The 23295-nt window shown below is 69.4% G+C and carries 26 protein-coding genes and 1 pseudogene; 14 read left to right on the forward strand and 13 right to left on the reverse strand.

The genetic code is table 11. The features are described 5' to 3' along the window. The first annotated feature begins 24 nt into the window (after positions 1-24). The 6 genes from SM757_RS07550 to SM757_RS07575 all read left to right on the forward strand — a co-directional run bounded on the left by SM757_RS07550 (position 25) and on the right by SM757_RS07575 (position 4769). Positions 25-681 (forward strand): response regulator transcription factor, encoded by a 657-nt coding sequence (locus SM757_RS07550; RefSeq protein WP_084267095.1) that lies wholly within the window; start codon positions 25-27, stop codon positions 679-681. Between the two features lie 70 nt (positions 682-751). After that, entirely contained in the window at positions 752-1726 is a 975-nt protein-coding gene (gene thiL, locus SM757_RS07555; protein WP_322464981.1) for a thiamine-phosphate kinase, read from the forward strand. A gap of 16 nt (positions 1727-1742) precedes the next feature. Continuing rightward, positions 1743-2273 carry a phosphatidylglycerophosphatase A family protein gene (locus SM757_RS07560; protein ID WP_322464982.1) on the forward strand — a complete coding sequence of 177 codons (531 nt, stop codon included), beginning with the start codon at positions 1743-1745 and terminating at the stop codon, positions 2271-2273. 29 nt (positions 2274-2302) lie between these two features. Continuing rightward, positions 2303-2806 carry a CinA family protein gene (locus SM757_RS07565; RefSeq protein WP_322464983.1) on the forward strand — a complete coding sequence of 168 codons (504 nt, stop codon included), beginning with the start codon at positions 2303-2305 and terminating at the stop codon, positions 2804-2806. Beyond that, the gene (locus SM757_RS07570; protein ID WP_322464984.1) at positions 2803-3729 is read left to right on the forward strand and encodes a 2-hydroxyacid dehydrogenase; all 927 of its coding nucleotides are present in this window, start codon (positions 2803-2805) and stop codon (positions 3727-3729) included. Before SM757_RS07565 ends, SM757_RS07570 begins: the two co-directional genes overlap by 4 nt. Positions 3730-3800: 71 nt before the next feature. Next, positions 3801-4769: a DNA-processing protein DprA gene (locus SM757_RS07575; protein ID WP_322464985.1), complete on the forward strand. Its 969-nt coding sequence runs from the start codon at positions 3801-3803 to the stop codon at positions 4767-4769. Here SM757_RS07575 and SM757_RS07580 read toward each other — a convergent pair. The 8 genes from SM757_RS07580 to SM757_RS07615 are packed head-to-tail and all read right to left on the reverse strand — an operon-like array spanning position 4762 to position 11998. Next, positions 4762-5220: a hypothetical protein gene (locus tag SM757_RS07580; RefSeq protein ID WP_322464986.1), complete on the reverse strand. Its 459-nt coding sequence runs from the start codon at positions 5218-5220 to the stop codon at positions 4762-4764. The genes SM757_RS07575 and SM757_RS07580 overlap by 8 nt on opposite strands. 9 nt (positions 5221-5229) lie before the next feature. Next, on the reverse strand, positions 5230-6270 hold the full coding sequence (holA, locus tag SM757_RS07585; protein WP_322464987.1) for a DNA polymerase III subunit delta: 1041 nt from the start codon (positions 6268-6270) through the stop codon (positions 5230-5232). A 1-nt stretch (position 6271) separates the two neighbouring features. After that, on the reverse strand, positions 6272-6769 hold the full coding sequence (locus SM757_RS07590; protein WP_322465000.1) for an LPS-assembly lipoprotein LptE: 498 nt from the start codon (positions 6767-6769) through the stop codon (positions 6272-6274). A gap of 5 nt (positions 6770-6774) precedes the next feature. Then, positions 6775-9402 carry a leucine--tRNA ligase gene (leuS, locus tag SM757_RS07595; RefSeq protein ID WP_322464988.1) on the reverse strand — a complete coding sequence of 876 codons (2628 nt, stop codon included), beginning with the start codon at positions 9400-9402 and terminating at the stop codon, positions 6775-6777. Between the two features lie 33 nt (positions 9403-9435). Beyond that, a complete protein-coding gene (locus tag SM757_RS07600; RefSeq protein WP_066330653.1) occupies positions 9436-9885 on the reverse strand; it encodes an ExbD/TolR family protein in 450 nt (149 codons plus the stop codon). Positions 9886-9927: 42 nt separating this feature from the next. Further along, positions 9928-10584, reverse strand: a complete 657-nt coding sequence (locus tag SM757_RS07605; RefSeq protein WP_322464989.1) for a MotA/TolQ/ExbB proton channel family protein — start codon at positions 10582-10584, stop codon at positions 9928-9930. A 12-nt stretch (positions 10585-10596) separates the two neighbouring features. Beyond that, positions 10597-11430: a 4-hydroxy-tetrahydrodipicolinate reductase gene (gene dapB, locus SM757_RS07610; RefSeq protein WP_322464990.1), complete on the reverse strand. Its 834-nt coding sequence runs from the start codon at positions 11428-11430 to the stop codon at positions 10597-10599. Positions 11431-11461: 31 nt separating this feature from the next. Beyond that, positions 11462-11998, reverse strand: coding sequence for an outer membrane protein assembly factor BamE (locus SM757_RS07615; protein WP_322464991.1), 537 nt, complete (start codon positions 11996-11998; stop codon positions 11462-11464). Positions 11999-12100: 102 nt separating this feature from the next. Here SM757_RS07615 and fur point away from each other — a divergent pair, with 102 nt between their 5' ends. Then, positions 12101-12529 (forward strand): ferric iron uptake transcriptional regulator, encoded by a 429-nt coding sequence (fur, locus tag SM757_RS07620; protein ID WP_066330656.1) that lies wholly within the window; start codon positions 12101-12103, stop codon positions 12527-12529. A gap of 85 nt (positions 12530-12614) precedes the next feature. Here fur and hprK read toward each other — a convergent pair whose 3' ends face one another. The 3 genes from hprK to hpf all read right to left on the reverse strand — a co-directional run bounded on the left by hprK (position 12615) and on the right by hpf (position 14650). After that, positions 12615-13559: an HPr(Ser) kinase/phosphatase gene (gene hprK, locus SM757_RS07625; RefSeq protein WP_066330665.1), complete on the reverse strand. Its 945-nt coding sequence runs from the start codon at positions 13557-13559 to the stop codon at positions 12615-12617. Between the two features lie 53 nt (positions 13560-13612). After that, positions 13613-14083, reverse strand: a complete 471-nt coding sequence (locus SM757_RS07630) for a PTS sugar transporter subunit IIA (protein WP_066330666.1) — start codon at positions 14081-14083, stop codon at positions 13613-13615. A gap of 228 nt (positions 14084-14311) precedes the next feature. Beyond that, the gene (gene hpf / locus SM757_RS07635) at positions 14312-14650 is read right to left on the reverse strand and encodes a ribosome hibernation-promoting factor, HPF/YfiA family (protein WP_066330668.1); all 339 of its coding nucleotides are present in this window, start codon (positions 14648-14650) and stop codon (positions 14312-14314) included. Between the two features lie 279 nt (positions 14651-14929). On the opposite strand from hpf, the gene SM757_RS07640 reads away from it, so the two are divergent. From SM757_RS07640 to SM757_RS07660, 5 genes are all read left to right on the forward strand, one after another. Next, positions 14930-15715 (forward strand): Stp1/IreP family PP2C-type Ser/Thr phosphatase, encoded by a 786-nt coding sequence (locus SM757_RS07640; RefSeq protein WP_322465001.1) that lies wholly within the window; start codon positions 14930-14932, stop codon positions 15713-15715. A 59-nt stretch (positions 15716-15774) separates the two neighbouring features. Then, positions 15775-16452 (forward strand): FHA domain-containing protein, encoded by a 678-nt coding sequence (locus SM757_RS07645; protein WP_066330669.1) that lies wholly within the window; start codon positions 15775-15777, stop codon positions 16450-16452. A 47-nt stretch (positions 16453-16499) separates the two neighbouring features. After that, entirely contained in the window at positions 16500-17279 is a 780-nt protein-coding gene (locus SM757_RS07650; protein WP_066330794.1) for an MBL fold metallo-hydrolase, read from the forward strand. A 207-nt stretch (positions 17280-17486) separates the two neighbouring features. After that, positions 17487-18002 carry a pilin gene (locus SM757_RS07655; RefSeq protein ID WP_322464992.1) on the forward strand — a complete coding sequence of 172 codons (516 nt, stop codon included), beginning with the start codon at positions 17487-17489 and terminating at the stop codon, positions 18000-18002. A gap of 459 nt (positions 18003-18461) precedes the next feature. After that, positions 18462-20177 (forward strand): PglL family O-oligosaccharyltransferase, encoded by a 1716-nt coding sequence (locus tag SM757_RS07660; RefSeq protein ID WP_322464993.1) that lies wholly within the window; start codon positions 18462-18464, stop codon positions 20175-20177. Between the two features lie 31 nt (positions 20178-20208). Here the strand turns inward: SM757_RS07660 and moaC are convergent, their stop codons facing one another. Continuing rightward, positions 20209-20691 (reverse strand): cyclic pyranopterin monophosphate synthase MoaC, encoded by a 483-nt coding sequence (gene moaC, locus SM757_RS07665; protein ID WP_066330674.1) that lies wholly within the window; start codon positions 20689-20691, stop codon positions 20209-20211. 66 nt (positions 20692-20757) lie between these two features. Here moaC and SM757_RS07670 point away from each other — a divergent pair, with 66 nt between their 5' ends. Continuing rightward, entirely contained in the window at positions 20758-22338 is a 1581-nt protein-coding gene (locus SM757_RS07670) for a M48 family metalloprotease (RefSeq protein WP_322464994.1), read from the forward strand. A gap of 56 nt (positions 22339-22394) precedes the next feature. Here SM757_RS07670 and SM757_RS07675 read toward each other — a convergent pair whose 3' ends face one another. Next, the gene (locus SM757_RS07675; protein WP_322464995.1) at positions 22395-22745 is read right to left on the reverse strand and encodes a phage holin family protein; all 351 of its coding nucleotides are present in this window, start codon (positions 22743-22745) and stop codon (positions 22395-22397) included. A gap of 215 nt (positions 22746-22960) precedes the next feature. Between SM757_RS07675 and SM757_RS07680 the strand changes: the two are divergent. Further along, positions 22961-23295: pseudogene (locus SM757_RS07680) on the forward strand (energy transducer TonB); the annotation flags it as partial.

A 23295-nucleotide genomic window follows, 5' to 3' on the forward strand; every position in this document is an offset into this window, starting at 1 on the left:
CATCCCATCGCCGATACTTCCGAAATGTTGCCTCCCCTCGGTCTCCCCATGGTGTACCTCGTCGATGACGAGGATGTGGTGCGCGACGCGCTGGCCTGGCTGCTGCGCTCGCGGCGGCTGCTTTCCGAAGGCTTCAACAGCGCCGAGTCCTTCGAGGCGATGCTGGACGGGCTGCCACCCGCCTCGCGCGCGAGCTGGCCGGACGCGCCCTCCTGCCTGCTGCTGGACGTGCGCATGCCCGGCGCCAGCGGCCTGACGCTCTTCGAGCGCCTGGTGGAGCGCGGCATCACGTCGGCGCTGCCCGTGATCTTCCTCACCGGCCACGGCGACGTGCCCACGGCGGTGGCGGCGGTCAAGCGCGGCGCCTTCGACTTCGTGGAGAAGCCCTTTTCCGACAACGCGCTGGTGGACCGCGTGGAGCAGGCGCTGGCCCTGTCGGCCGAGGCCATCAACCGCCGCCGCGAGGCCCAGGTGAAGTCGCATGCGCTGGCCGAGCTGACCGAGCGCGAGCGCGACGTGATGCAGCTCGTCATCGAGGGCAAGCCCAACAAGCTCATCGCCAACGCGCTGGGCATCAGCGTGCGCACGGTGGAAGTCCATCGGGCCCGCCTCTTCGAGAAGATGAACGTGAAATCCGCCGTCGAGCTGGCCAACCTGCTGCGCGAGCAGGGCCAGGGCTGAAGCCGCCGCTATGGCCACGCCTTTTGCCTTTCGCCTTTCTTTTTTTCTCCGCTTCAACCGCTCCTGACCCATGGCCCTCGGCGAGTTCGACCTGATCGCGAAGTTCTTCAAGCGCCCGGTGCGGCGCGCGGCGCTGGGGGTGGGCGACGACTGCGCGCTGCTCCAGGTCACGCCGGGCATGCAGCTGGCCGTTTCCAGCGACATGCTGGTGGAGGGGCGGCACTTCCTCTCCACCGTCGATCCGGCGCGGCTGGGCCACAAGTCGCTGGCCGTGAACCTGAGCGACCTGGGCGCCTGCGGCGCGCGGCCCCTGGCCTTCACCCTGGCGCTGTCGCTGCCCAAGGCGGACCCGGCCTTTCTCGAAGGTTTTGCGCGCGGGCTGCTCGCGCTGGCGGACGAGCACGGCATTGAGCTGGTCGGCGGCGACACCACGGCCGGGCCGCTGAACATCTGCATCACCGTCTTCGGCGAGGTGCCCGCGGGGCAGGCGCTGCTGCGCAGCGGCGCGCGCGCGGGCGACGACTTGTGGGTCAGCCACCCGGTGGGCGGCGGCATCGGCGACGCGCGGCTGGCCCTGGAGGTGTTCCGCGGCCAGGTGTCGCTGGAAGGCCGCGACTTCGACGCCGCCCGCCGCGCCATGGAGCTGCCCACGCCGCGCGTGGCGCTGGGCCAGGCGCTGCGCGGCCTGGCGCACAGCGCCATAGACCTCAGCGACGGCCTCTTGGGCGACCTGGGCCACGTGCTGCGCGCCTCCGGTGTGGGCGTGCGCATCGACGCCGACGCCCTGCCCCGCAGCCCCGTGCTGGCGTCGCAGCCGCGTGCGCTGCAACTGGAATGCGGCTTGTCCGGCGGCGACGACTACGAGCTGCTGTTCGCCGCCCCGCCCGCGCGGCGCGGCGAGGTTCTGGCCGCTGCGCAGGCCCTGGGCGTGGGCGTGGCGCGCATTGGCGAATTGCAGAGCGAACCCGGCGTGCGGCTGGTGGATGGCGAGGGCCGGCCTTTGCGGGGCGACTTCCCGTCCTTCGACCATTTCCTGTCGGCTTGAGCCGAGGGCGCGCGCGATGAACACCTCCGCCCCGCGCCGGGCCACTTTCCGCTTCATGGTGGGCCACCCGGCGCACTGGATCGCGCTGGGCTTCGGCAGCGGGCTCTCGCCCAAGGCGCCGGGCACGGTGGGCACGCTGTGGGCGTGGCTGAGTTTTCTCGTGCTGGACCAATGGCTGACCAGCGCGCAGTGGGGCTGGTTGCTGCTGGGCGGTTTCTTCGTGGGCTGGTGGGCCTGCACGCTGACGGCGCAGCACCTGCGCACGGGCGACCCGGGCGCCATCGTGTGGGACGAGGTCATCGCCTTTTGGGCCGTGCTGTGGCTGGCCCTGCCCATGGGCCTCACCGGGCAGCTCGTCGCCTTCGCGCTGTTCCGCTTCTTCGACGCGGCCAAGCCTGGGCCGGTGGGCTGGGCCGACGGGCTGTTCAAGAGCCACGACCAGCGGCCGCCGGGCTGGGCCCAGGGCTTCGGCATCCTGATCGACGACGTGGTGGCCGCCTTCTGCACGGTGCTGGTGATCGCGCTGTGGCGGCGGTTCACGATGTGAGCCAGCCCGGCTGGCAGGAGAGCTTTCACATGAATTTCCCCGACGATCTGAACCCTCTCGTTGACGCCCTCGCCGCCGCCCTGCGCGGGCGCGGCTGGCGCATCGCCACGGCCGAGAGCTGCACCGGCGGCCTGATCGCCGCCGCCTGCACGGCCGTGGCCGGATCGAGCGACTGGTTCGAGCGCGGCTTCGTCACCTACAGCAACGAGGCCAAGACGGAATCCCTGGGCGTGCCCGCCGCGCTGATCGCCGCCCACGGCGCCGTGAGCGAGGCCGTGGCGCGCGCGATGGCCGCCGGCACGCTGGCGCATGCCCATGCCGACCTGGCGCTGTCCGTCACCGGCATCGCCGGCCCCGGCGGCGCGGTGCCGGGCAAGCCGGTGGGCACGGTCTGGTTCGGTTGGGCCGACCGCAGTGGCGCCGCTGGGGCCGAGCTGCTGCAACTCGGCGGCGACCGGGCCGCAGTGCGCGAAGCGACCGTCCGCCACGTGCTGGCCTGGGCGGCGGCACACGCCGCCAAGGCGTCCTCATGAGACTCGCCCTGGTCGGCCAGCTCGGTGCCGCCGAGCGCCAGTCCTGGCTCACGGCGCTGCAGGCGGCGCTGCCGCAAGCCGAATGGGTCGAAGCCCAGCCCGGCGCCGAGGTGGACGTCGCCCTGGTCGCCAACCCGCCCCCGGGCAGCCTGCGCGGCTTGACGGGCTTGCAACTCATCCAGTCGCTGTGGGCCGGCGTGGACCGCCTGCTGGCCGACGACACCCTGCCCCCCGGCGTGCCCATCGCCCGCATGGTGGACCCCGCCATGAGCACGGCGATGGCCGAAACGGCGCTGTGGGCCGTGCTCTCGCTGCACCGCGGCTTCTTCGACTACGCGCGGCAGCAGCGCGAGGGCGTGTGGAAACACCTGCCCCAGCGTCGCACCGACGAGGTTGGCGTGACCGTGCTGGGCTTGGGCGAGATGGGCCTGGCCGCCGCGCGCCGCCTCGTGGCCCAGGGCTACCGCGTGGCGGGCTGGAGCGCGCGGCCGCGCAGCGAGCCCGGCATCGAGTGCGTCAGTGGCGACGCCGAGCTGCCCGCACTGCTGGCGCGCAGCGAGATCGTCGTGAACCTGCTGCCGCTGACGCCGGCCACGCGCGGGTTGTTCGACGCCGCGCGGCTGTCGCTGCTGCCGCAAGGCGCCAGCCTGGTGAACCTGGCGCGCGGCGGGCATGTGGTGGAAGCCGATCTGCTGGCCGCGCTGGACGCCGGGCGGCTGCGGCATGCGGTGCTGGACGTGTTTCAGGCCGAGCCGCTGGCGGCCGATCACCCCTTTTGGACGCATCCGCGTGTGACGGTGCTGCCGCACGCCGCGGCGCTGACGGACGCGCGCAGCGCGGCGGAAGTGGCAGCCCAGAACGTGCGCGCCGTCCTGGCCGGCGAATTGCCGTTGCACCGCGTGGAGTCCGGCCGGGGCTACTGACCCCGCCGTCAACGGGTTTCAAAAGCCGGGCACCGCCCGGCCCGCAAGGCCATTTCTCCAAGGAGTGATGGATGCTTGAAACCCTGTCTCCCAATACCCAGGCGATTCTCCTTTTGACGGCGCCGCTGATGGGCGGACGTGGCGCCGCGCCGTCAGAGCTTCTGAAACTCGCGGAATACAACGCGCTGGCGCGCCATTTGCGGGACATCAAGCGGCAGCCCGCGGATTTCCTGGGAGAGGAGGCGGAAGATTTATTGCAGCTCTGCCAGTCTGTGGTCGATGCCGTGCGCCTGCGTTGGCTGCTGGGTCGTGGTGCCGTGCTGGAGCAAACCGTGAAACGTTGGCAATCCCACGACATTTGGGTCGTGAGCCGCGCGGATGCCGATTACCCCCGTCGATTCAAATCCCATCTGCGCGAGGAATCACCGCCGATCATTTACGGATGTGGAGATAAAACACTGCTGGATTCCGGCGGGCTGGCCGTGGTCGGCTCGCGGCATATGGACGATGCCTTGGTGGATGACGCCATGGCGGTGAGCCGCCTGGCGGCCCAGGCCGGCAAAACCCTGGTATCCGGCGGCGCCCAGGGCATTGACCAGATCGCCATGCACGGCGCATTCAGCGCCGGCGGGCAGGTTTCCGCCGTGCTGGCGGATAGTTTGGAAAAGACGGCAAAGGGCCGGGACTATCGCAGGCTCCTGGGCGACGGTCGTTTGGTTTTGATTTCGCCCTACGACCCCAATGCCACGTTCAACGCCAGCCTGGCGACGCGCCGGAACAAATTGATTTATGCGCTGGCGGATGCGGCCTTGGTGCTGAATGCCAGTTTCAGGAAGGGCAGCACTTGGGCGGGAGCGGTGGAGCAGTTGGACAAGCTCAATCTTGTGCCGGTGTACGTGAGGGCGACGGGCGAGGCCTCTGCCAGTGTTGACGCCTTGTGTACCAAGGGAGCAATGGTCTGGCCCAATCCTCGAATCGTCACTGAATTTGAAACGGCACTTGATGTGAATTTGCCAGCCCAGCGAGGTTTGGCTATTTAACTTCCGATGGGATTTGAAGTGTGCCGTGCCCGGCCGCGACCTTGGGATGGCCGTCTATGCGGTACGTGAAGTGGTATTCGTATTCGACGTTGGCTTGCTTCAATGGGAATTTGAAGCGATATAAAAGCTGATTGTCGGCATTGCCTTTGACTTCTTCAGGATCTCCCGTAGGAGACACACTGGTCCATGCATCGGCTCCTTTGGGACGGAACTGCAATTGCATGTCGGTGAATCGGTTGAAGGCGGGAGCGTCCAAATCCAGGACGGCCACACGCAATGCCAAATCGACGGTGCCGTCATTTGAAACAACAGGCGGCGTGTCTTGGAAAGCAGACGCATCGCCCGCCTTGAAAATAAAAAGCGTGCTCAGCAAATAGGCCAAGGGAACAAGCATCGACGCGGCAATGATGGCGCCGATCACATATTTCTTGGAGGCGGAAGCTTTTGACATATTCAATTTTCAGCGCAGCCCCTGCATCACCATCAAGGCCAGTTTCTGCAACCCATCCCAGGGTTCCGAAGGCCATTCCGGGTGCTTCAAGCCCTTCACCAGCCCGTCGCAAATCCGCGCCGCCGTCAGCCATTCCGTCAATTGCGCGTCGGTGGCGCGCGGCAAAGCCCGCTCGAACAGCCGCTCCCGCGCCCCCCAGGCCCGCGCCTCGCGCAGCGCCATGGGCAGCGGCTTGCCCTGGTTGAGCGCATCCCGCCCGCGTTTCAGGGCGCGGATGTCTTCCGCCAGCGTCCAGTGCACCAGCACGGCCGCCTCGCCTTCCGCTCTCAAGCCCTGCAGCATGCGCAGCGTGCGCGCCGGGTTGGCGGACAGCACCGCCTCGCTGAGCTTGAAGACGTCGTAGCGCGCCACGTTGAGCACGGCCTGCTCGACCTGCTCGAAACCCAGCTCGCCCGCCGGGTACAGCAGCGCGAGCTTTTCGACCTCCTGGTGCGCGGCCAGCAGGTTGCCTTCCACGCGGTCGGCGAAGAAGGCGAGCGTGCGTTCGCCCTCCTCGCCCGGCGCCACGCGCTGGCCGTGCGCCCCCAAGCGGCGGGCAATCCACGCCGGCAGCTCGCGGCGCTCCACGGGATCGATGCGCAGGCTCACCCCCGCGCCGTCCAGCGCCAGGAACCAGGCCGACTGCTGCTGCTGGCGGTCCAGCCGCGGCAGGTGCACCAGCGTCAGCACGTCCGGGTTGATCAGCTCGCAGTAGCGCTGCAGCGCGACGGAGCCGTCCTTGCCGGGCTTGCCCGACGGGATGCGGATCTCTATGAGCTGCCGGCTGGCGAAGAGGCTCATCTCCTGGGCGGCGCCCAGGAGGCTGCTCCAGTCGAAGTGGTTGCCGCTGACCGTAAAGACCTGGCGCTCGGTGAAGCCGGCCGCGCGCGCCGCGGCGCGGATGGCGTCGGCCGCTTCCTGCATCTGCAGCGGCTCGTCGCCGTACAGCGCGTACACGGGCCTGAGGCCCTGGGCCAGGTGGGCGGCCAGGGTCTGCGCGCGCAACTGCACCTCAGATCTCCCGCACCGTTTCCAGCCGGCGCAGCACCTGCATGGCGATGTCGGTCTCCATGTCGCGGTAGAGCTCGGTCTGCTCCAGCTCCTTGGCCAGGGCCAGGGTTTCGTTGTAGCTCTGGTCCCGGTACTGCAGCAGCTCCGACGGGTCCACGAGCGGCTTGCCGGCGCGCGTGCTCACGCGGTAGCGAAACCGCACCCGCACCACCATGTCGCGCACCTGGCCGAAGGACGTGGTGCCGGAGACGACGCGCTCGCGCCGCTCCAGCAGCGACTCCAGCACCACCTGCGCCTGCTGCGGCGCATCCACCAGCGTCACCGTCTGCGGCATGAGGCGCCGCAACGCCTGCTCCATGGGTGAGCCCGCCGCGAAGCCCACCAGCGCCAGGCGCTCGAAGCTCAGCGGCGGCGGGCGCCGCAGCGCAAAGCCGCAGCCGCCCAACAGCGCGGCGGCAGGCAGGGTGGCCGTGGCGGCCAGCAGCGAGCGGCGGCGCATCACGCTCAGACCACCACGTTGACCAGGCGGCCCGGCACCACGATCACCTTCTTGGGCGCCTTGCCCTCGGCGAACTTCTGGAAGTCGGGGTTGGCCAGGGCGGCGGCTTCGATCGCCGCCTTGTCCGCGCCGGCGGGCACGCTCACCGCGCCGCGCAGCTTGCCGTTGACCTGCAGCACCAGCTCGATGCGGTCCTGCACCAGCGCGGCTTCGTCCACCTGCGGCCAGGGCGCGTCCAGCAGCTCGCCCAACGACGCCGCGTAGCCCAGGTCCTGCCACAGGCCGTGCGTGAGGTGCGGGCAGGCCGGGTACAGCGTGCGCAGCAGCACCGAGAAGGCTTCGCGCTGCACCGCGGCCGCGGCGGCGCCTTCGCCCTTGAAGGACTCGAGCGCGTTGAGCAGCTTCATGCAGCCCGACACCACGGTGTTGTATTGCATGCGCTCGTAGTCGTAGCTGACTTGCTTGAGCACGAGGTGCACCTCGCGGCGCAGGGCGCGCGTGGCGTCGTCAGCCGCCTGCGACGGGTCACCGCCGGCCTGGAGCGCTTCGGCGTTCTTCACGCCGTAGCCCCACACGCGCTTGAGGAAGCGGTGCGCGCCTTCCACGGCCGCGTCGTTCCACTCCAGCGTCTGCTCCGGCGGGGCGGCGAACATCACGAACAGCCGTGCCGTGTCCGCGCCGTACTGCTCGATGAGCTGCTGCGGGTCCACGCCGTTGTTCTTGCTCTTGCTCATGGTGCCCACGCCTTCGTAGGTCACCGCGGAGCCGTCGCTCTTGAGCTTGGCGCCGGTGATCTTGCCGCCCGCGTCGAGCACGTTCTCCACCTCGTGCGGCCAGAAGTACTCGATGCCGCCCTTCTCGGTGCGCCGGCTGTAGATGTGGTTGAGCACCATGCCCTGCGTGAGCAGGCGCTGGAAGGGCTCGTCGACCTCGACCAGCTTCAGGTCGCGCATCACCTTGGTCCAGAAGCGCGCGTAGAGCAGGTGCAGGATGGCGTGCTCGATGCCGCCGATGTACTGGTCCATGGGCATCCAGTACTTGGTGCCGCCGGCCACCATCGCCTCGGGGTTCTTCGGGTCGCAATAGCGCATGAAGTACCACGAGCTGTCCACGAAGGTGTCCATCGTGTCCGTCTCGCGGCGCGCGTCGCGGCCGCAGCAGGGGCAGGCGACGTTGAGGAAGTCCGCGCGCTTGTTCAGCGGGTTGCCGCTGCCGTCGGGGATGCAGTCTTCCGGGAGCACCACCGGAAGATCTTCTGTCGGCACCGGCACGGCGCCGCAGGTGTCGCAGTGGATGATGGGAATGGGCGTGCCCCAGTAGCGCTGGCGGCTGATGCCCCAGTCGCGCAGGCGCCAGGTGGTCTTCTTCTCGCCCAGGCCCTTGTCGCCCAGCAGCGAGGCGACCTTGTCCACGGCCGCCTTGTAGGCGAGGCCGTCCAGCTCGCCGGAGTTGACGTTCACGCCGCGCTGCTTGTCGCCGTACCACTCGGCCCAGGCTTCGGTCGAGAAGGTCTCGCCTTCCACGGCCACGACCTGCTTGATGGGCAGGCGGTACTTCAGCGCGAAGGCGAAGTCGCGCTCGTCGTGCGCGGGCACGCCCATGACGGCACCGTCGCCGTAGCTCATGAGCACGTAGTTGCCCACCCACACTTCCACTTGCGCGCCGGTGAGCGGGTGCGTGACGAACAGGCCCGTGGGCTGGCCCTTCTTTTCCTGCGTGGCGAGCTCGGCTTCGGTGGTGCCGCCGTGCTTGCACTCGTCGATGAAGGCGGCCAGCGAGGCGTTGCCGGCCGCGGCGTGCGTGGCCAGCGGGTGCTCCGGCGCCACGGCGCAGAAGGTCACGCCCATGATGGTGTCGGCACGCGTGGTGAAGACGTAGAGCCTGCCGCCCTGGATCAGCTCGCCGGTGGCGTCGCGGATGTCGTGCGGGAAGGCGAAGCGCACGCCCTCGCTCTTGCCAATCCAGTTCTCCTGCATGAGCTTGACGCGCTCAGGCCAGCCGGCCAAGCCGTTCTGCACGTGCTGCAGCAGCTCCTCGGCGTACTGGGTGATCTTGAGGTAGTAGCCCGGGATCTCGCGCTTCTCGACCGGGGCGCCGGAGCGCCAGCCGCGGCCGTCCACCACCTGCTCGTTGGCGAGCACGGTCTGGTCCACCGGGTCCCAGTTGACGACCTGGGTGCGGCGCTCGCAGATGCCGGCTTCCAGCATCTTCAGGAACAGCCACTGGTTCCACTTGTAGTAGTCGGGCTTGCAGGTGGCGATCTCGCGCGACCAGTCGATGGCCAGGCCCAGGGCCTGCATCTGGCCCTTCATGTATTCGATGTTGGAGTAGGTCCACTGCGCGGGCGGGACCTTGTTCTTCATCGCCGCGTTCTCGGCCGGCAGGCCGAAGGCATCCCAGCCCATGGGCATGAGCACGTTCCAGCCGTTCATGCGCAGCTGGCGCGCAAGCATGTCGTTGATCGTGTAGTTGCGCACATGGCCCATGTGCAGCTTGCCGCTGGGGTAGGGCAGCATGGAGCAGGCGTAGAACTTGCGCTTGCTGTCATCCTCGACGACGCGGTAGGCGTCGCGCGCGTTCCAGTGCGCTTGGGCGGCCGACTCGACCTCGGCGGGGACGTACTTTTCGTTCATGGGCCGGGATTGTAGGAGCCGGCCCGGCGCCCCTCATTTCGGGGCCGAGGCCCCACCCTGCCCCGCGGCGGCTTGCGGCGGCTCGGTGATGAACCCGATGCGCGTGAGCCCGCTTTCCTGCAGCAGCGCGAGCAGCTCGGCCACGCGGCCATAGGGCACGGCGCGGTCGGCGCGCAACTGCACTTCGGCCTGCGCGTTGCGGCGGGCGGCCTCCTGCAGCCGCTCCTTCAGGGCCGCCTCGCCCAGCGGCTGGTCGTCCAGGTAGGCCTGGCCCTTGGCGTCCAGGGCGAGGTTGAGCGGGTCGCGCGATTCGCTCTCGGCGCCCTGGGCCTGCGGCAGGTCCAGGCGCAGGCTGGAGGTCATGAGCGGGGCGGTGATCATGAAGATCACCAGCAGGACCAGCATCACGTCGATGAGCGGCGTCATGTTGATCTCGCTCATCGGCTTGGCCGGTTTCTTACTCTCCAGGCGGCCGAAGGTCATGGCGACTCCCGTGCCGGGCTGCGATGGCTGCCCATGGACGGCTCAGGACTCCCGCGCCGCGTCGAGCACCAGCTCGCGCAGGTCGTGCGCAAAGCCTTCGAGCTCCGCCTCGCTGCCGGCGATCCAGCGGCCGAACACGTTGTAGGCCAGCACGGCAGGGATGGCCACGGCCAGGCCGGCGGCCGTCATCACCAGCGCCTCGCCCACCGGGCCGGAAACCTTGTCTATGCCCACGCTGCCCTCGGCGGCGATGCCCATGAGCGCGTGGTAAATGCCCCAGACCGTGCCGAAGAGGCCGATGAAGGGGGCCGTCGAGCCGATGGAGGCCAGCACCACCTGCCCAGCCTGGAGCTGGCCGAGGGCACGGTGCAGCGCGTCGCGCAAGCGGCGGGTGAGCTGCGAGTCGGCATGACCGTGCGCCTCCAGCGTGCCGCCGCGCGCGCCCGCTTGGGCGGCGTCCACCAGCGGCAGCAGCAGTTGCTCGCGGTCCATCGGGGCCAGGCGCTCGCGCGCGGCGTCCAGCGCCGGGGCGGCCCAAAAGGCCGGCACGCCGCGGGCGATGTCACGCGCGGCGCGGCGCAGCAGCCAGCCCTTCCACAGGATCAGCACCCACGCCGAGATGGACATCAGCAGCAGCAGCGCCGCCACGGTGCGGCCTATGCCGTCGCTGCGGTCCCAGAACGCCTGCAGGCCGTCCACGGCGCGGCGGCGTCAGGCCAGGCCCAGCACGGCTTCCATGCCGAACAGGCCTTGCGGCTTGTCGGCCAGGAAGCGCGAGGCGCGCAGGCTGCCTTGCGCGTAGCCGGCGCGGCTGCTGCTCTTGTGGCTGATCTCGATGCGCTCGCCCGTGCCGGCGAACAGCACGGTGTGGTCGCCGATGATGTCGCCGCCGCGCACGGTGGCGAAGCCGATGGTACTGGGGTCGCGCTCGCCGGTGACGCCCTCGCGGCCGTAGACGGCGCATTCCTTGAGGTCGCGGCCCAGGGCGGCGGCCACCACTTCGCCCATCTTGAGCGCCGTACCGCTGGGGGCATCGACCTTGTGGCGGTGGTGGGCCTCGATGATCTCGATGTCGTAGCCCTGGCTCAGCGCGCGCGCGGCCATGTCCAGCAGCCGCATCACCACGTTCACGCCCACGCTCATGTTGGGCGCCATGACGATGGAAATCTCTTGGGCCGCCTCGTCGATCTGCGCCTTTTGCTCCTCGCTGAAGCCGGTCGTCCCGATCACCAGCTTCACGCCCAGCTCGCGGCAGGCCTGCAGGTGCGCCATGGTGCCTTCGGGACGGGTGAAGTCGATGAGCACCTGCGCGTTGGCCAGGCCCTCGCGCAGGTCGGAGACGATGGCCACGCCGGCGGGGCGGCCGAGGAAGGCGGCGGCGTCCTGGCCCAGTGCGGGGCTGCCCGGGACGTCCAGCGCGCCGGCCAGCGCGCAGTCGCCGGAATTGAGCACGGCCTCGATGAGCATGCGGCCCATGCGGCCGGAAGCGCCGGCGATGGCAATGCGCAGCGGCGCGGTGGCGGTGGAAGCGTTGGTGGTCGTCATGCGAGAAGGCTTGGGAGGAACGCGCGGGGGCTCAGGGCTCCAGCGGCGGGTAGTCGCGCGTGGCGCCGGTGGGCGCGGCAGCGGCGGGCGCGGCCTCGGTGCGGGCCGGCGCGGGCAGCTTGGCGCGCTGCTCCGGCGTCAGCTCCAGCACCGGCAGCTTGGCGGGCAGCTTGGCCGTGCTGATGGAGGAGACGAACTCGGCTTCGGAGGGCAGGTCCTGCGGCGCGTCCAGGCGCTGCAGCCGCTCGCCGTCGAAGTAGGCCGTCACGCTGCGGCGCTGCGGCTCGGCGCCGGTGCGGCGGATGGTGAAGATGTAGTCCCAGCGGTCGGCGTGGAACACGTCGGCGAGCAGCGGCGAGCCCAGGATGTCGCGCACCTGGGCGCGCGCCATGCCCGGCTGTATGGCCGCAGCCTGCTCGCGCGTGACCACGTTGCCCTGGACGATCTCGATGCGGTAAGGCGTCACCATGCCGAGCAGGTTCTGGTCCGAGGACTGCAGCGAGGCACAGCCCGCAAGAGTGCAGGCGGCCAGCAGCGCGGCGGGCAGGCGTGAGACTGATCGGTGCATGGGGATGGGCCTGCGCCGGGCCGGGCCTCGCAGGCTGGATATGATCCGGCCCATTCTACCGGCCCCCTTTCCGGGGGCCCGTCTGCCTGAGAGAGAGCCGTCATGACGCATGCCGATGAACTCAAGAGCAGCGGCCTGAAGGCGACGCTGCCCCGTATCAAGATCCTGGAGGTGTTCCAGAAAACCTCCCAGCGCCACATGACCGCCGAAGACGTGTTCAAGGCGCTGCTCATCGAAGGCTCGGACATCGGCTTGGCCACCGTTTACCGCGTGCTCATGCAGTTCGAGCAGGCCGGGCTGCTCACGCGCAGCCATTTCGAGTCCGGCAAGTCGGTGTTCGAGCTCAACGAGGGCCAACACCACGACCATTTGGTGTGCCTGACCTGCGGCCGCGTGGAGGAGTTCTACGACCCGGAAATCGAGCGCCGCCAGCGCGCCGTGGCCGAGGCGCGGGGCTTTGCCATCCACGACCACGCCCTGGCCCTGTACGCCACCTGCACCAAGCAGGAGTGCCAGTTCCGGCCCAAGTAAACGCCCCCGCCATGAGCAAAGGGCGCCCTGGCGGGCGCCCTTTTCGCTTTTGCGGCGGCGGCCCTCGGCCGCGCTGACTGCGCGATCAGCGCTGCATGGCCTTCTGGTGGCGCTGGATGAACTCGTTGTAGGTGTCTATGCCGCGCAACTGCAGGATGGTGTTGCGCACGGCGGCTTCCACCAGCACGGCCAGGTTGCGGCCGGCGTCCACGGCGATGACGACCTTGCGCACGGGCACGCCCAGGATTTCCTCGTACAGCGGCTCGTAGGGCAGGCGCTCGAACTCGCGCTCCAGCGTCTCGCGGCGCACGAGGTGGACGATGAGCTTGAGCTTCATCTTCCGCCGCACCGCCGTCTCGCCAAAGATGGCCTTGATGTCCAGCAAGCCGATGCCGCGCACTTCCAGCAGGTTGAGCAGCAGCTCGGGGCAGCGCCCCTCCAGCGCGTTCTGCGCCGTGCGGTGGATGTCCACCGCGTCGTCGGCCACCAGGCCATGGCCGCGCGAGATCAGCTCCAGGCCCAGCTCGCTCTTACCCAGGCCGGACTCGCCCGTGAGCATCACGCCCAAGCCCAGGATGTCCATGAACACGCCGTGGCGCGTGGTGCGCTCCGCAAAGAGCTGGCCCAGGTAGCCGCGCAGCACGTCGATGACGTGGCCGGCCGACTCCTTGCTCGCGAACAGCGGAATGCCAGCGCGCTCGCACAGCCGCAGCATCACCTCCGGCGGCGGCTGGTCGTCGGCCACGACGACCATGGGCGGCTCCAGCGTGAGGATGCGCGTGGCGCGGCGCTCCTGGACTTCCGGCGGCACGGCGGTGAGGTAGCGCACCTCGCGCTCGCCCACGATCTGCACGCGGTAGGGGTGGATGTAGTTCAGGAACCCGACGAGATCGGCCGAGGAGTGCGCCTCGCGCACGGCGGCGTCGTCGAAATGGCGCTCGGGGTGGGCGTGTCCGGCCACCCATTCCCAGCGCAAGGCCTTGCGATGCTCCTCGAACAGCGCTTCGGCACTGACTGAAATCGGCTTCATGCGGCGTTTCTTCTAATGTTGGAAGGAAGCCGCAAGCGCCATCGGGAAGCGGGTCAGGCCACCGATTTGAGCGGCTCCCAGTTCTGGATCAGCTTGTGCAGCGCGGCGGCGTCGGGCTCGGCCTTGAGGCGCTCGCGCAGCTCGCGATCGCTGAGCATCTCGGCGATCTCGGAGAGGATTTCCAGGTGCCGCTGCGTCGCGGCCTCGGGCACCAGCAGGAAGATCAGCAGGCTCACCGGCTCGTCGTCCGGCGCGTCAAAGGGAATGGCCTGCTGCACCCGCAGCACCGCCGCCAGCGGGTTCTTCAAACCCTTGATGCGGCCGTGCGGAATGGCCACGCCATGGCCCAGGCCGGTGGAACCCAGGCGCTCGCGCGCGAACAGGTTGTCCGACACCGTGGCGCGGGCGATGGAGTGCTGGTTCTCGAACAGCAGTCCCGCATGCTCGAAAACCCGCTTCTTGCTGGTGGCTTCCACATTCACCAGCACATTGGTGGCAGGCAGTATGGCGGCGAGACGGTTCATGGTGATTTCTCCGCGGCGCAGGTCCGGGCGAATGCGGAGACTGTGTCAGGGCGCTCGATTATAGAAAGCCCTCTTGTCACGCTTTCCGCAAGGGGTCCCCTGCGTCCTTCCTTGTTGCGTGAATGCTGCGCAAACCTGCCCGCCACGTCCACAGCAAAAAGCGGCCCCGTGGGGCCGCTTGCTGGGTGCGGGGCCCCGGTTCAGGCCCCCTCAAACGCGATCGGACACTCAGACGCTGGCAGGCAGCCGCTTGGCGGATGCGTGGTGATGCTCTTGCGTACGGTCTTTGTGGCGCATCACCTGGCGGTCGAGCTTGTCCATCAACTGATCAATCGCGGCATACAAATCCTCGTGCGACTGTTCGACGAAGATGTCCCGTCCCTTGACATGCAGCGTCACCTCGGCTCGCTGGCGACGGTCCTTTTCCTTGGACTTGTCTATGGCCAGCAGCACGTTGACATCGACCACCTGGTCGAAGTGGCGCGTGACTCGATCCAGCTTGGTGAGAACGTACTCACGCAGGGCAGGTGTCACGTCGAGATGGTGTCCGCTGATCGTCAGATTCATCAGAGCCTCCTTTCGGAAGTGTTGCTACCAAACGGGGGTGACCGCAGCACTTATCCCGTTGAGACCAGTTTGCCCCCGAGATTTGGTGGTGACAAGTTGATGACAGTACGGTTTGCCGGCGCTTTACGGTAAGAGTTGACGCAGCGCAAGGCCGGCATGAAGGGGTTTTGCGCTGCGCGCTGATGCGACATTTGCCACCGTCGGCGCGTTCGCTGCGCCGCTTGGGCTGCCCAGGGCACGGGCGGCGGGGCACAATGATCCGCTGACCTCATGCAAACCATGAACCCCGAGTTCTTCAGCGCCATCGATACCGGCCGCGCGCGCAGCAACAACGAGGACGCGGTGGCGCTGGACGAAGCCACGGCGCTTGCCGTGCTGGCCGACGGCATGGGCGGCTACAACGCCGGCGAGGTCGCCAGCGGCATGCTCACCACGCAACTGCGCAACGAGCTCGGCGCCTGGCTGCAGCAAACCGCCGACGCCGCCTCCGACCAGGAAGTGCGCAGCGCCATGGAGCTGTGCGTCGGCCAAGCCAACCGTGCCATCTTCGAAGCCGCCCGCGCCAACCCGCAGTACGCCGGCATGGGCACCACGCTGGTGATGCTGGTGTTCCGCGCCGGACACGTGCTCAGCGGCCACGTCGGCGACTCGCGCGCCTACCGGCTGCGCGGCCACAAGCTGTCGCGCCTCACGCGCGACCACTCGCTGCTGCAGGAGCAAATCGACGCCGGGCTCATCACGCCCGAGCAGGCGGCCTTCAGCGCGTACAAGAATCTCGTCACCCGCGCCGTGGGCGTGGAAGAGCGCGTGCTGCTGGAGACGCAACTGCACGAGTTGCACCCGGGCGACCTCTACCTGCTGTGCTCCGATGGCCTGTCCGACATGCTCGACGACAGCGCCATCGCCGAAATCCTGCTGGCCCACCAGGCCGACCTCGCGCAGGCCGGCCGCGCCCTGGTGGACGCGGCCAACCAGGCGGGGGGAAAAGATAACATCGCCGTCATCCTGGCCCGCGTACCGGGGGCCGCGGCGGCATCCCGCTCCTGGTGGCCGTTCAAGCGCTGAGGCGCGCTGCCCCCTCGCCGTCCGCCCCTCCCGCCGTTGCCAGCCACACGAGGACAAGCATGGGCAAACTGGTCGTCTCCCTGGACGGCGTCGTGATCAAGCAGGTCGAGCTCACCAAGGACAAGACCACCCTGGGCCGCCGCCCCTACAACGACATCGTCATCGACAACCTGGCCGTCAGCGGCGAGCACGCCGTGCTGCAAAGAGCGGGCGAGGCGGTGTTCATCGAAGACCTCAACAGCACCAACGGCACCTATATCAACGGCCGCGCCATACGACGCCAGCAGCTCTCGCACAACGACAGCGTGGAGATCGGCAAGTACAAGCTGCGCTACCTGGCCCGCGACAGCGGCGACTTCGAGCCCGCGCCGGCTGCTGCACGCCCAACCGGCGTGGCCGACTTCGCCCACACCGCACCGCTGCCCGGCATGAGCGAGGGGTTCAGCCACTACACCGCCGCCGAGCTGCCCGCAGCCTCCGCCGCGCTCAAGGTGCTCAACGGCAACGCCGCCGGACACGAGGCGCAGCTCACCAAGATCGTCACCACCGTGGGCAAGCCCGGCGTGCAGGTGGCCAGCATCACGCGGCGCCCAAACGGCTACGTGCTCACGCACGTGGAAGGCGGCTCGCGGCCCAGCGTCAACGGCGCGCCGCTGCATGCCGACGCCGTGACGCTGCGCGACGGCGACGTCATAGAGCTCGCCGGCACGCAGATGCTCTTCGTCCTGCAACGCTGATGCGGCAAGGCGCGATCCGCGGCGCGCCGCAAGCTCCATCGCCTTCCATGGACATCCGCGTCCTGGGCTGCGCCGGCGCCATTGCCGCCGGCAGCTTCACCACCTCCTTCCTGCTGGACGGCGACGTGCTCGTGGACGCGGGCACCGGCGTGGGCACGCTCACGCTGGAAGAACTCGCGCGCATAGACCACATCCTGCTGAGCCACTCGCACCTGGACCACGTGTTGGGCGTGCCGCTGCTGGCCGACAGCGTGATGCGGCTGCGCGCGGCGGCCGGCCGCGGCCCCATCCGCGTCCACGCCCTCCCCGAGACGTTGCAGACGCTGCGCGAGCACGTCTTCAACAACCGCATCTGGCCGGACTTCACCCGGCTGCCCTCGGAGCAGTCGCCCGTGCTGGTGCTGCAGCCGCTGGCCGTGGGCGACGTCCTGGTGCTGGGCGAGCGCCGCATCGAGGTGCTCAGCGCCCACCACACCGTGCCGGCCGTGGGCTTTGCCGCCTCGGCAACGCCTGGCGGCCCCTGCTGGGTCTACACCGGCGACACCGGCCCCAACGAGCCGCTGTGGCAACGCCTGGCCCAACTGCCGGTGGCCCATCTCGTGATCGAAACCTCCTTCTGCGACGAGGAAGCCACCCTGGCGCAGCTCAGCCGCCACCTCTGCCCAAGCATGCTGGCCGAGCTGCCGCTGAGCGATCTGCCCGCGCCGGCGCAACTGCACATCACCCACGTCAAGCCCGGCGAGGTGAAGACGGTGATGGAGCAGCTCCGCCGCCACGGCCTCAAGGCCCGCGCCCTGCGCAGCGGCGACCGCCTCACGCTGCGCTGACGCCCGTCCGCGCGCGCGGACGGGCCTGCCGTTTGTACTGAGCCTGCGCGCCCTGCCCCGGCCTCAGCATCGCAGGCACCGGCGCGGCCGCGCCGGGCAAGCTGTTCCCGCCCTCAGCAGTGCGGCCGCAGTGCGCCGGCAGCAGCCCGGTTTCCTTCCTCGCAAGACCCGGGCAACGACGTCTTTCCATCCGAGGAGGAGTTCGCAATGCCAAGCCTTTGCCGTCGCCGTACCTGCCCGCAGCAACACCAGCGCCGCCGCCACCGCCGTGGCTTCACGCTCATAGAGCTGATGATCGTCGTGGCCATCATCGGCATCCTGGGCGCCGTGGGCCTGCCGCTCTACCAGAATTACATCGTCAAGGCCCGCGTGGGCAACGCGCTGCGCTCCGTGGACGCGGTCAAGACGGCCGTGAGCGTGTGCATCCAGGAGCAGGGCGGCGTGCTCACCGGCTGCAACGCCAGCGACCGCGGCGTGCCCGCCTTCACGCCCACCAAGGAAGTGGCCTCCGCCACCGTGGAGAACGGCGTGATCAAGGCCACGCTGGCAGACGGCATAGGCAGCGGCGTGGACGGCAAGACCATCACCTTCACGCCCGCTCCCGGCAGCTCCAGCGTGGTCTGGACCACCACGACCACCGTCACCCATGCCGACGCCGCCGCGCTCATCCAGAAGAACAACCCGCCCGCCGCCGCAGGCAGCGCCTCCGGTGCCGTCTTGTGAGCCCGCCCTGAAATCCGCACGCGGCAGCCCTGCCGCACGGGACAAAAAAACCTTCGAAGACCGCCATCGGCGGTCTTTTTTTGTGGACAGCGCAAGGTTGCCCACAAGGTTGTTCACGGGTGGCGCAAGGGTGTTCGGCTCGGCCTGCGGCACCCACAACCATTTACGCCAGTACTAACGTTTTTAATTGGTCATGGTGGTAGAGCAGCCTTTTTGATGTGGACAACTCTGGTTTTCCCTTGATTATCAACAACTTGCGCGCCGCATAAGGCTGTGGGCCCGCCTGCCGGATTAGTTCTTTCAAAAACACAACAACTTGGCGCCGGGACGTTGCGCGTGTGGACAAGCCCGACTTGTCCAGACAACTGTCCACAGGCTTGTACAGGGTGGTGCGAGGGGGGCTCGCCGCTTCTTGCTAGAGTGCGCCGCCTTCGTTTTCCGCCTTGACCCGTGCCCTTGATGCCCTCTTACGCGCTGTCGCTTGCGGCGCTGCTGGCCTGCTGTGTCCCCGCGCTGGTGGCGTTCAACCTGCCGCCCTCGGCCACTTTCTTCAACCAGGCCGCAGCGATTGGGCTGTGGGGCGTGTTCGCGGCGGTGTTGGGCGCCTCGCGCGTGCTGGCAGGGGCCCGCGCGGCGGCGGCGCTGCTGCTGGCGCTGGCCCTGCTGGCTGCCGGCGTGCTGTGGTCGGCCGCGGTGGCGCTGCCGGCAAGCCTGGCGGCGTCGGCACTTGGGCTGCTGCTGGCGGCGCTGCTGCTGGCCTGGTCGGCCGCGGCGCTGGAGCCGCAGGCCCGGCGCCAGGCGTTGCAGGCCTTTTGCCTGGGTTGGGTGGTGGTGGGGGTGCTCAGCAGCCTGATCGCGCTGGTGCAGGTGTTCGCGCCCGCGTGGGCTGACGGCGTGCTGGTGGCGCGCTCAGGCTTTCCGGGCCGTGCGGTGGGCAACCTGCGGCAGCCGAATCACCTGAGCTCGCTGCTGCTGTGGTCGGTGGTTGCGCTGGTGCCGCTGCGCGAGGCGGGCCGCCTGGCCACCCGCGCCGCGCTCCCCCTGGGCGCCTTGTTCGTCGTCGCCATCGAACTGTCGGGCTCGCGCACGGGCAGCGTGGGCGTGCTGCTGCTGGCGCTGTGGGGCGTGGTGGACAAGCGCCTCTCGCGCGACAGCCGCCTGCTGCTCGTGGGCGCACCGCTGCTCTATGCGGGTTGGGCACTGGCGCTCAAGCTGCTGCAAACCGACGCGTTGGGCGCGGCCACGCGCTTGGGCGAGTCGGACCCGTCGAGCTCACGCTTCGGCATCTGGAGCAACACGCTGACGCTGATCGCGCAGCAGCCCTGGAGCGGCGTGGGCTTCGGCCAGTTCAACTTCGCCTGGACGCTCACGCCCTTTCCCGGCCGCCCGGTGGCTTTCTTCGACCACACGCACAACCTGGCGCTGCAGTTCGCGGTGGAGTTGGGCGTGCCGCTGGCGCTGCTGGTGCTGGCCCTGATGTCGCTGGCGCTCTGGCAAGCCTGGCGGCGCAGCCTGTGCGTGGCGGGTGCCGAGGGCGCCGCGCTGCGCGCTGGTTTCGTGATGGTGCTGCTCATGGCGCTGCACAGCCAGTTGGAGTACCCGCTGTGGTATGCCTATTTCCTCTTGCCCACGGCCTGGATGTGGGGCGCCTGTCTGGGCCCGCAGAACGAGGGCCCTGCCGCGGAGCCGTCCACCGCAGCCTCGCCCACAGGATTCGGCCTTGCGCTGCGCCTGCCCGGCCTGCTGCTGGCCGCGGGCGCGCTGTTCTCGTTGGGAGACTATGGCCGCGTGGTGGCCATCTTCACGCCGGCGCCTACGGCCGGGCCGCTGGAGCAGCGCATCGCCATCGGCCAGCGCAGCATGTTCTTCGCCCACCACGCCGACTACGCCGCGGCCACCACGGCGGCGGTGCCGGCCGACGCCCTGCCCGCCTTCGGCCGTGCCACGCATTTCCTGCTGGACACGCGGCTCACGCAGTCCTGGGCCGAGGCGCTGGCCGACGCGGGCGACCTCGACCGCGCCCGCCACGTGGCACAGCGCCTGCGCGAGTTCCACTACCCGGCGTCCGAGCCCTTCTTCGAGGTCTGCGACGACGAGTCGCTCAAGGCGCTCAAGCCCTTCCAGTGCGAGGCGCCGCAGCGCCCGCTCACCTGGCGGGACTTTCTCGACCACTGACGGCGCTGCGGCGGCGGCGCCGTGGGCTCACTCAGGACTGCGCCTGCCAGTGCCCCGACTTCCCGCCCTTCTTCTCCAGCAGCCGGATGTCGCTCATGACCATGCCCTTGTCGGCGGCCTTGCACATGTCGTAGACCGTGAGCAGGCCCACCTGCACGGCGGTGAGCGCTTCCATTTCCACGCCGGTGACGCCCACCGTCTCGGCCTGCACCGTGCAATGCACGCCGGGGAGCTGCTCGTCGATGTCCAGCTCCACCGCCACGCGCGTGAGCGGCAGCGGGTGGCACAGAGGGATGAGGTCGGACGTGCGCTTGGCCGCCTGGATGGCGGCGATGCGGGCGATGCCCAGCACGTCGCCCTTCTTGGCCGTGCCTTCGCGAATGAGCGCCAAGGTGTCAGGCAGCATGCGGATGCTGCCCGTGGCGCGCGCCACGCGGTGCGTCGCGGCCTTGGCCGAGACGTCCACCATGTGGGCCTGGCCCTGGCTGTCGAAATGGGTAAGCGGGTTGTTCATGGTCGGAAACCTGGCAGCAAGAGGGCGGTGCGATCATAGCCAGCCGTTTTCCGCCATCCCGCGAACGTGAAACACCCCTTAGCCGTCTCCGCCCTCGTCGCCGGCCTGGCGCTGGCCGCCCTGCCGGCCACCGCGCCGCGGGCACAGTCGTCGCTGCCCGCGCTGGGCGATTCGGTCTCCGGCGAGTTCAGCGTGGATGCCGAGCGCCGCTTGGGCGAGCAGATCATGCGCGAGATACGCCGTGACCCGGCCTACCTCGACGACCCGCTGCTGCTGGACTACGTGCAGTCGCTGTGGCAGCCGCTGGTGGGCGCGGCCAAGCGCCGCGGCGAAATCGGCGCCGACACGGCCGGCGCCTTCGCCTGGGAGGTGTTCCTGGTGCTGGACCGCAGCGTCAACGCTTTCGCCCTGCCCGGCGGCCACGTGGGCGTGCACCTGGGCCTCATCGCCATGACGGTCAGCCGCGACGAGCTCGCCGCCGTGCTCGCGCACGAGCTCTCGCACGTCACCCAGCGCCACATCGCGCGCAGCATCAGCAGCTCCTCGCGCCAGAGCATGGTGGGCCTGGCGGCCATGATCCTGGGCGTGCTGGCCTCCGCGCGCACCGGCAACGCCGCCATGGCGCAGGCCGCGGTGGTGGGCGGCCAGGCCGCCATGGTGCAGGGCCAGCTCAACTACTCGCGCGACATGGAGCGCGAGGCCGACCGCGTGGGCTACGGCGTGCACAGCGACGCCGGCTACGCCAGCGCCGGCGTGGCGGGCATGTTCGAGAAGCTGGAGCACGCCAACCGGCTCAACGACAGCAACAACTACCCCTACCTGCGCTCGCACCCGCTGACCACCGAGCGCATCGGCGAGGCCCGCGCCCGCGTGCAGGCCGACCCCCACGCCGCGCGCAACATGCCTGCCGACGGCGCCTTCGAGCACGCGCTGGCCCAGGCCCGCGCCCGCGTGCTCATGGACACCTCCGTGCAGGCGCTGCGCCGCGCCCAGGCGCAGCAGCCGGGGCCCGGCGCCTCGGCCTCCGAGCGGCTGGGCCTGCTCTACGCGCAGGCGCTGGCTTCCACGCTGCTGCGCGAGTTCGAGCCGGCCGACACCGCCCTGGCTGCGGCCGACACCCTGCTGCAGCGCGAAGCGCCGGCCGCGGCGCGCGGCGGCGACGCCACGCAATGGCTGCAACTGTTGCGCGTGCAATCGCTGCTGGCCCGCGGCGATGGCCGAGCGGCCCAGCAGCGCATGCAGGCGCTGCCTGAGGGCGGCATGTCACGAGCGCTGCTGCTGTGGCGGGCGCAGGCCGATCTCGCCGCCGCCCGCGCCGGTGCCCCGGCCGACGCCTTGCGCCGCAGCACCGAGGCGCTTCAGACCTGGGTGGCCGAGCGCCGCGACGACGCCGGCGCCTGGCAGCAGCTTGCGCAGTGCGCCGACCAATTGGGCCTGAAGCTGCGCGCCGTGCGCGCCGAAGCCGAGTCGCGCGCCGCGCTGGGCGACATCCCCGGGGCGGTGGACCGGCTGCGCGCCGGCCAGCAGCTCGCGCGCAGCGGCGCGGCGCCGGCCGACTTCATAGAGGCGTCCATCATCGACGCCCGCCTGCGCGAGATGGAGGCGCGCAGGCGCGAGCTGGACAAGGAAATGCGCAACGAGCGCTGAAGGCCTTGGCGGCGGCGCGGCGCGCCGTCCGCGTTCCTGCGTCCAGGCGATGCAGGTCAGTCGCCGAAGAGGGACTCCATGGCCGAGTCGATCACCATGCCGCACAGGCTGTAGATCATCGAGCCCACCAGCGCGGCAAAGAAGCCGTTGACGTTGAAACCGTTCAGCACCGACGCCGTTGCCCAGAACAGCACCGCGTTGATGACGAACAGGAACAGCCCAAGCGTCAGCAGCGTCACCGGCAGCGTCAGCAGTACCAGCAGCGGCCGCACCACCGTGTTGAGCAGCCCAAGCACCAGTGCCGCCACCATGGCGGTGCCGAAGCTCGTCACCGACACGCCCGGGTAGAGATACGCCACCAGCAACAGCGCGGCGGCCAGCAACAGCCAACGGACCAGCAGTTTCATGCGGCCAAGCATAGCCGCGCTGCCACCGCGCGTGGCGGCATCCGCACCCGCCGCAGCACCGCCGCCACGCCCGTGCTTTGTTTCCCGAACCGGGCTGCGGCAGCGGGTTCCTTAAGAATTCTTAAGGTTTTATATGTATTGAGAATAATTCGTGTTTAGAATAGGCACACACAGTTTGTGACTTTGGTCAATAAGGACCAACGGAGCCCTCCCCGATGAACCTGCCGCCCCTGCCCGCCGGACATCCGGAACCGATGTCGCCCAACGCCCGCCGCGCGTTGGGCGCCGGCATGCTGGCGGCGCACGTGGCCGTGGGCTGGGCGCTGTTGCAGTTGCAACCGGTGCGCGAGGCCGTGGCCGAGGTGCTGCCGCTGACGGTCGATTTCATTGCCCCGCCCGCGCCCGTGCCGGCCCCGCCGCCGCCGCCGCAGCAACGCGTGTTGCCCAAGCCCGCGCCGGCGCCCAAGCCCGTCATCACCAGCGCGCCCACGCCCGCGCCGCAGCCGCCGGTCTTCGTCGCGCCGCCGCCTCCGCTGGAGCCGCCCGCGCC

Origin of the sequence: Azohydromonas lata (assembly GCF_034427735.1) — a bacterium.
Classification (GTDB): domain Bacteria; phylum Pseudomonadota; class Gammaproteobacteria; order Burkholderiales; family Burkholderiaceae_C; genus Azohydromonas; species Azohydromonas lata.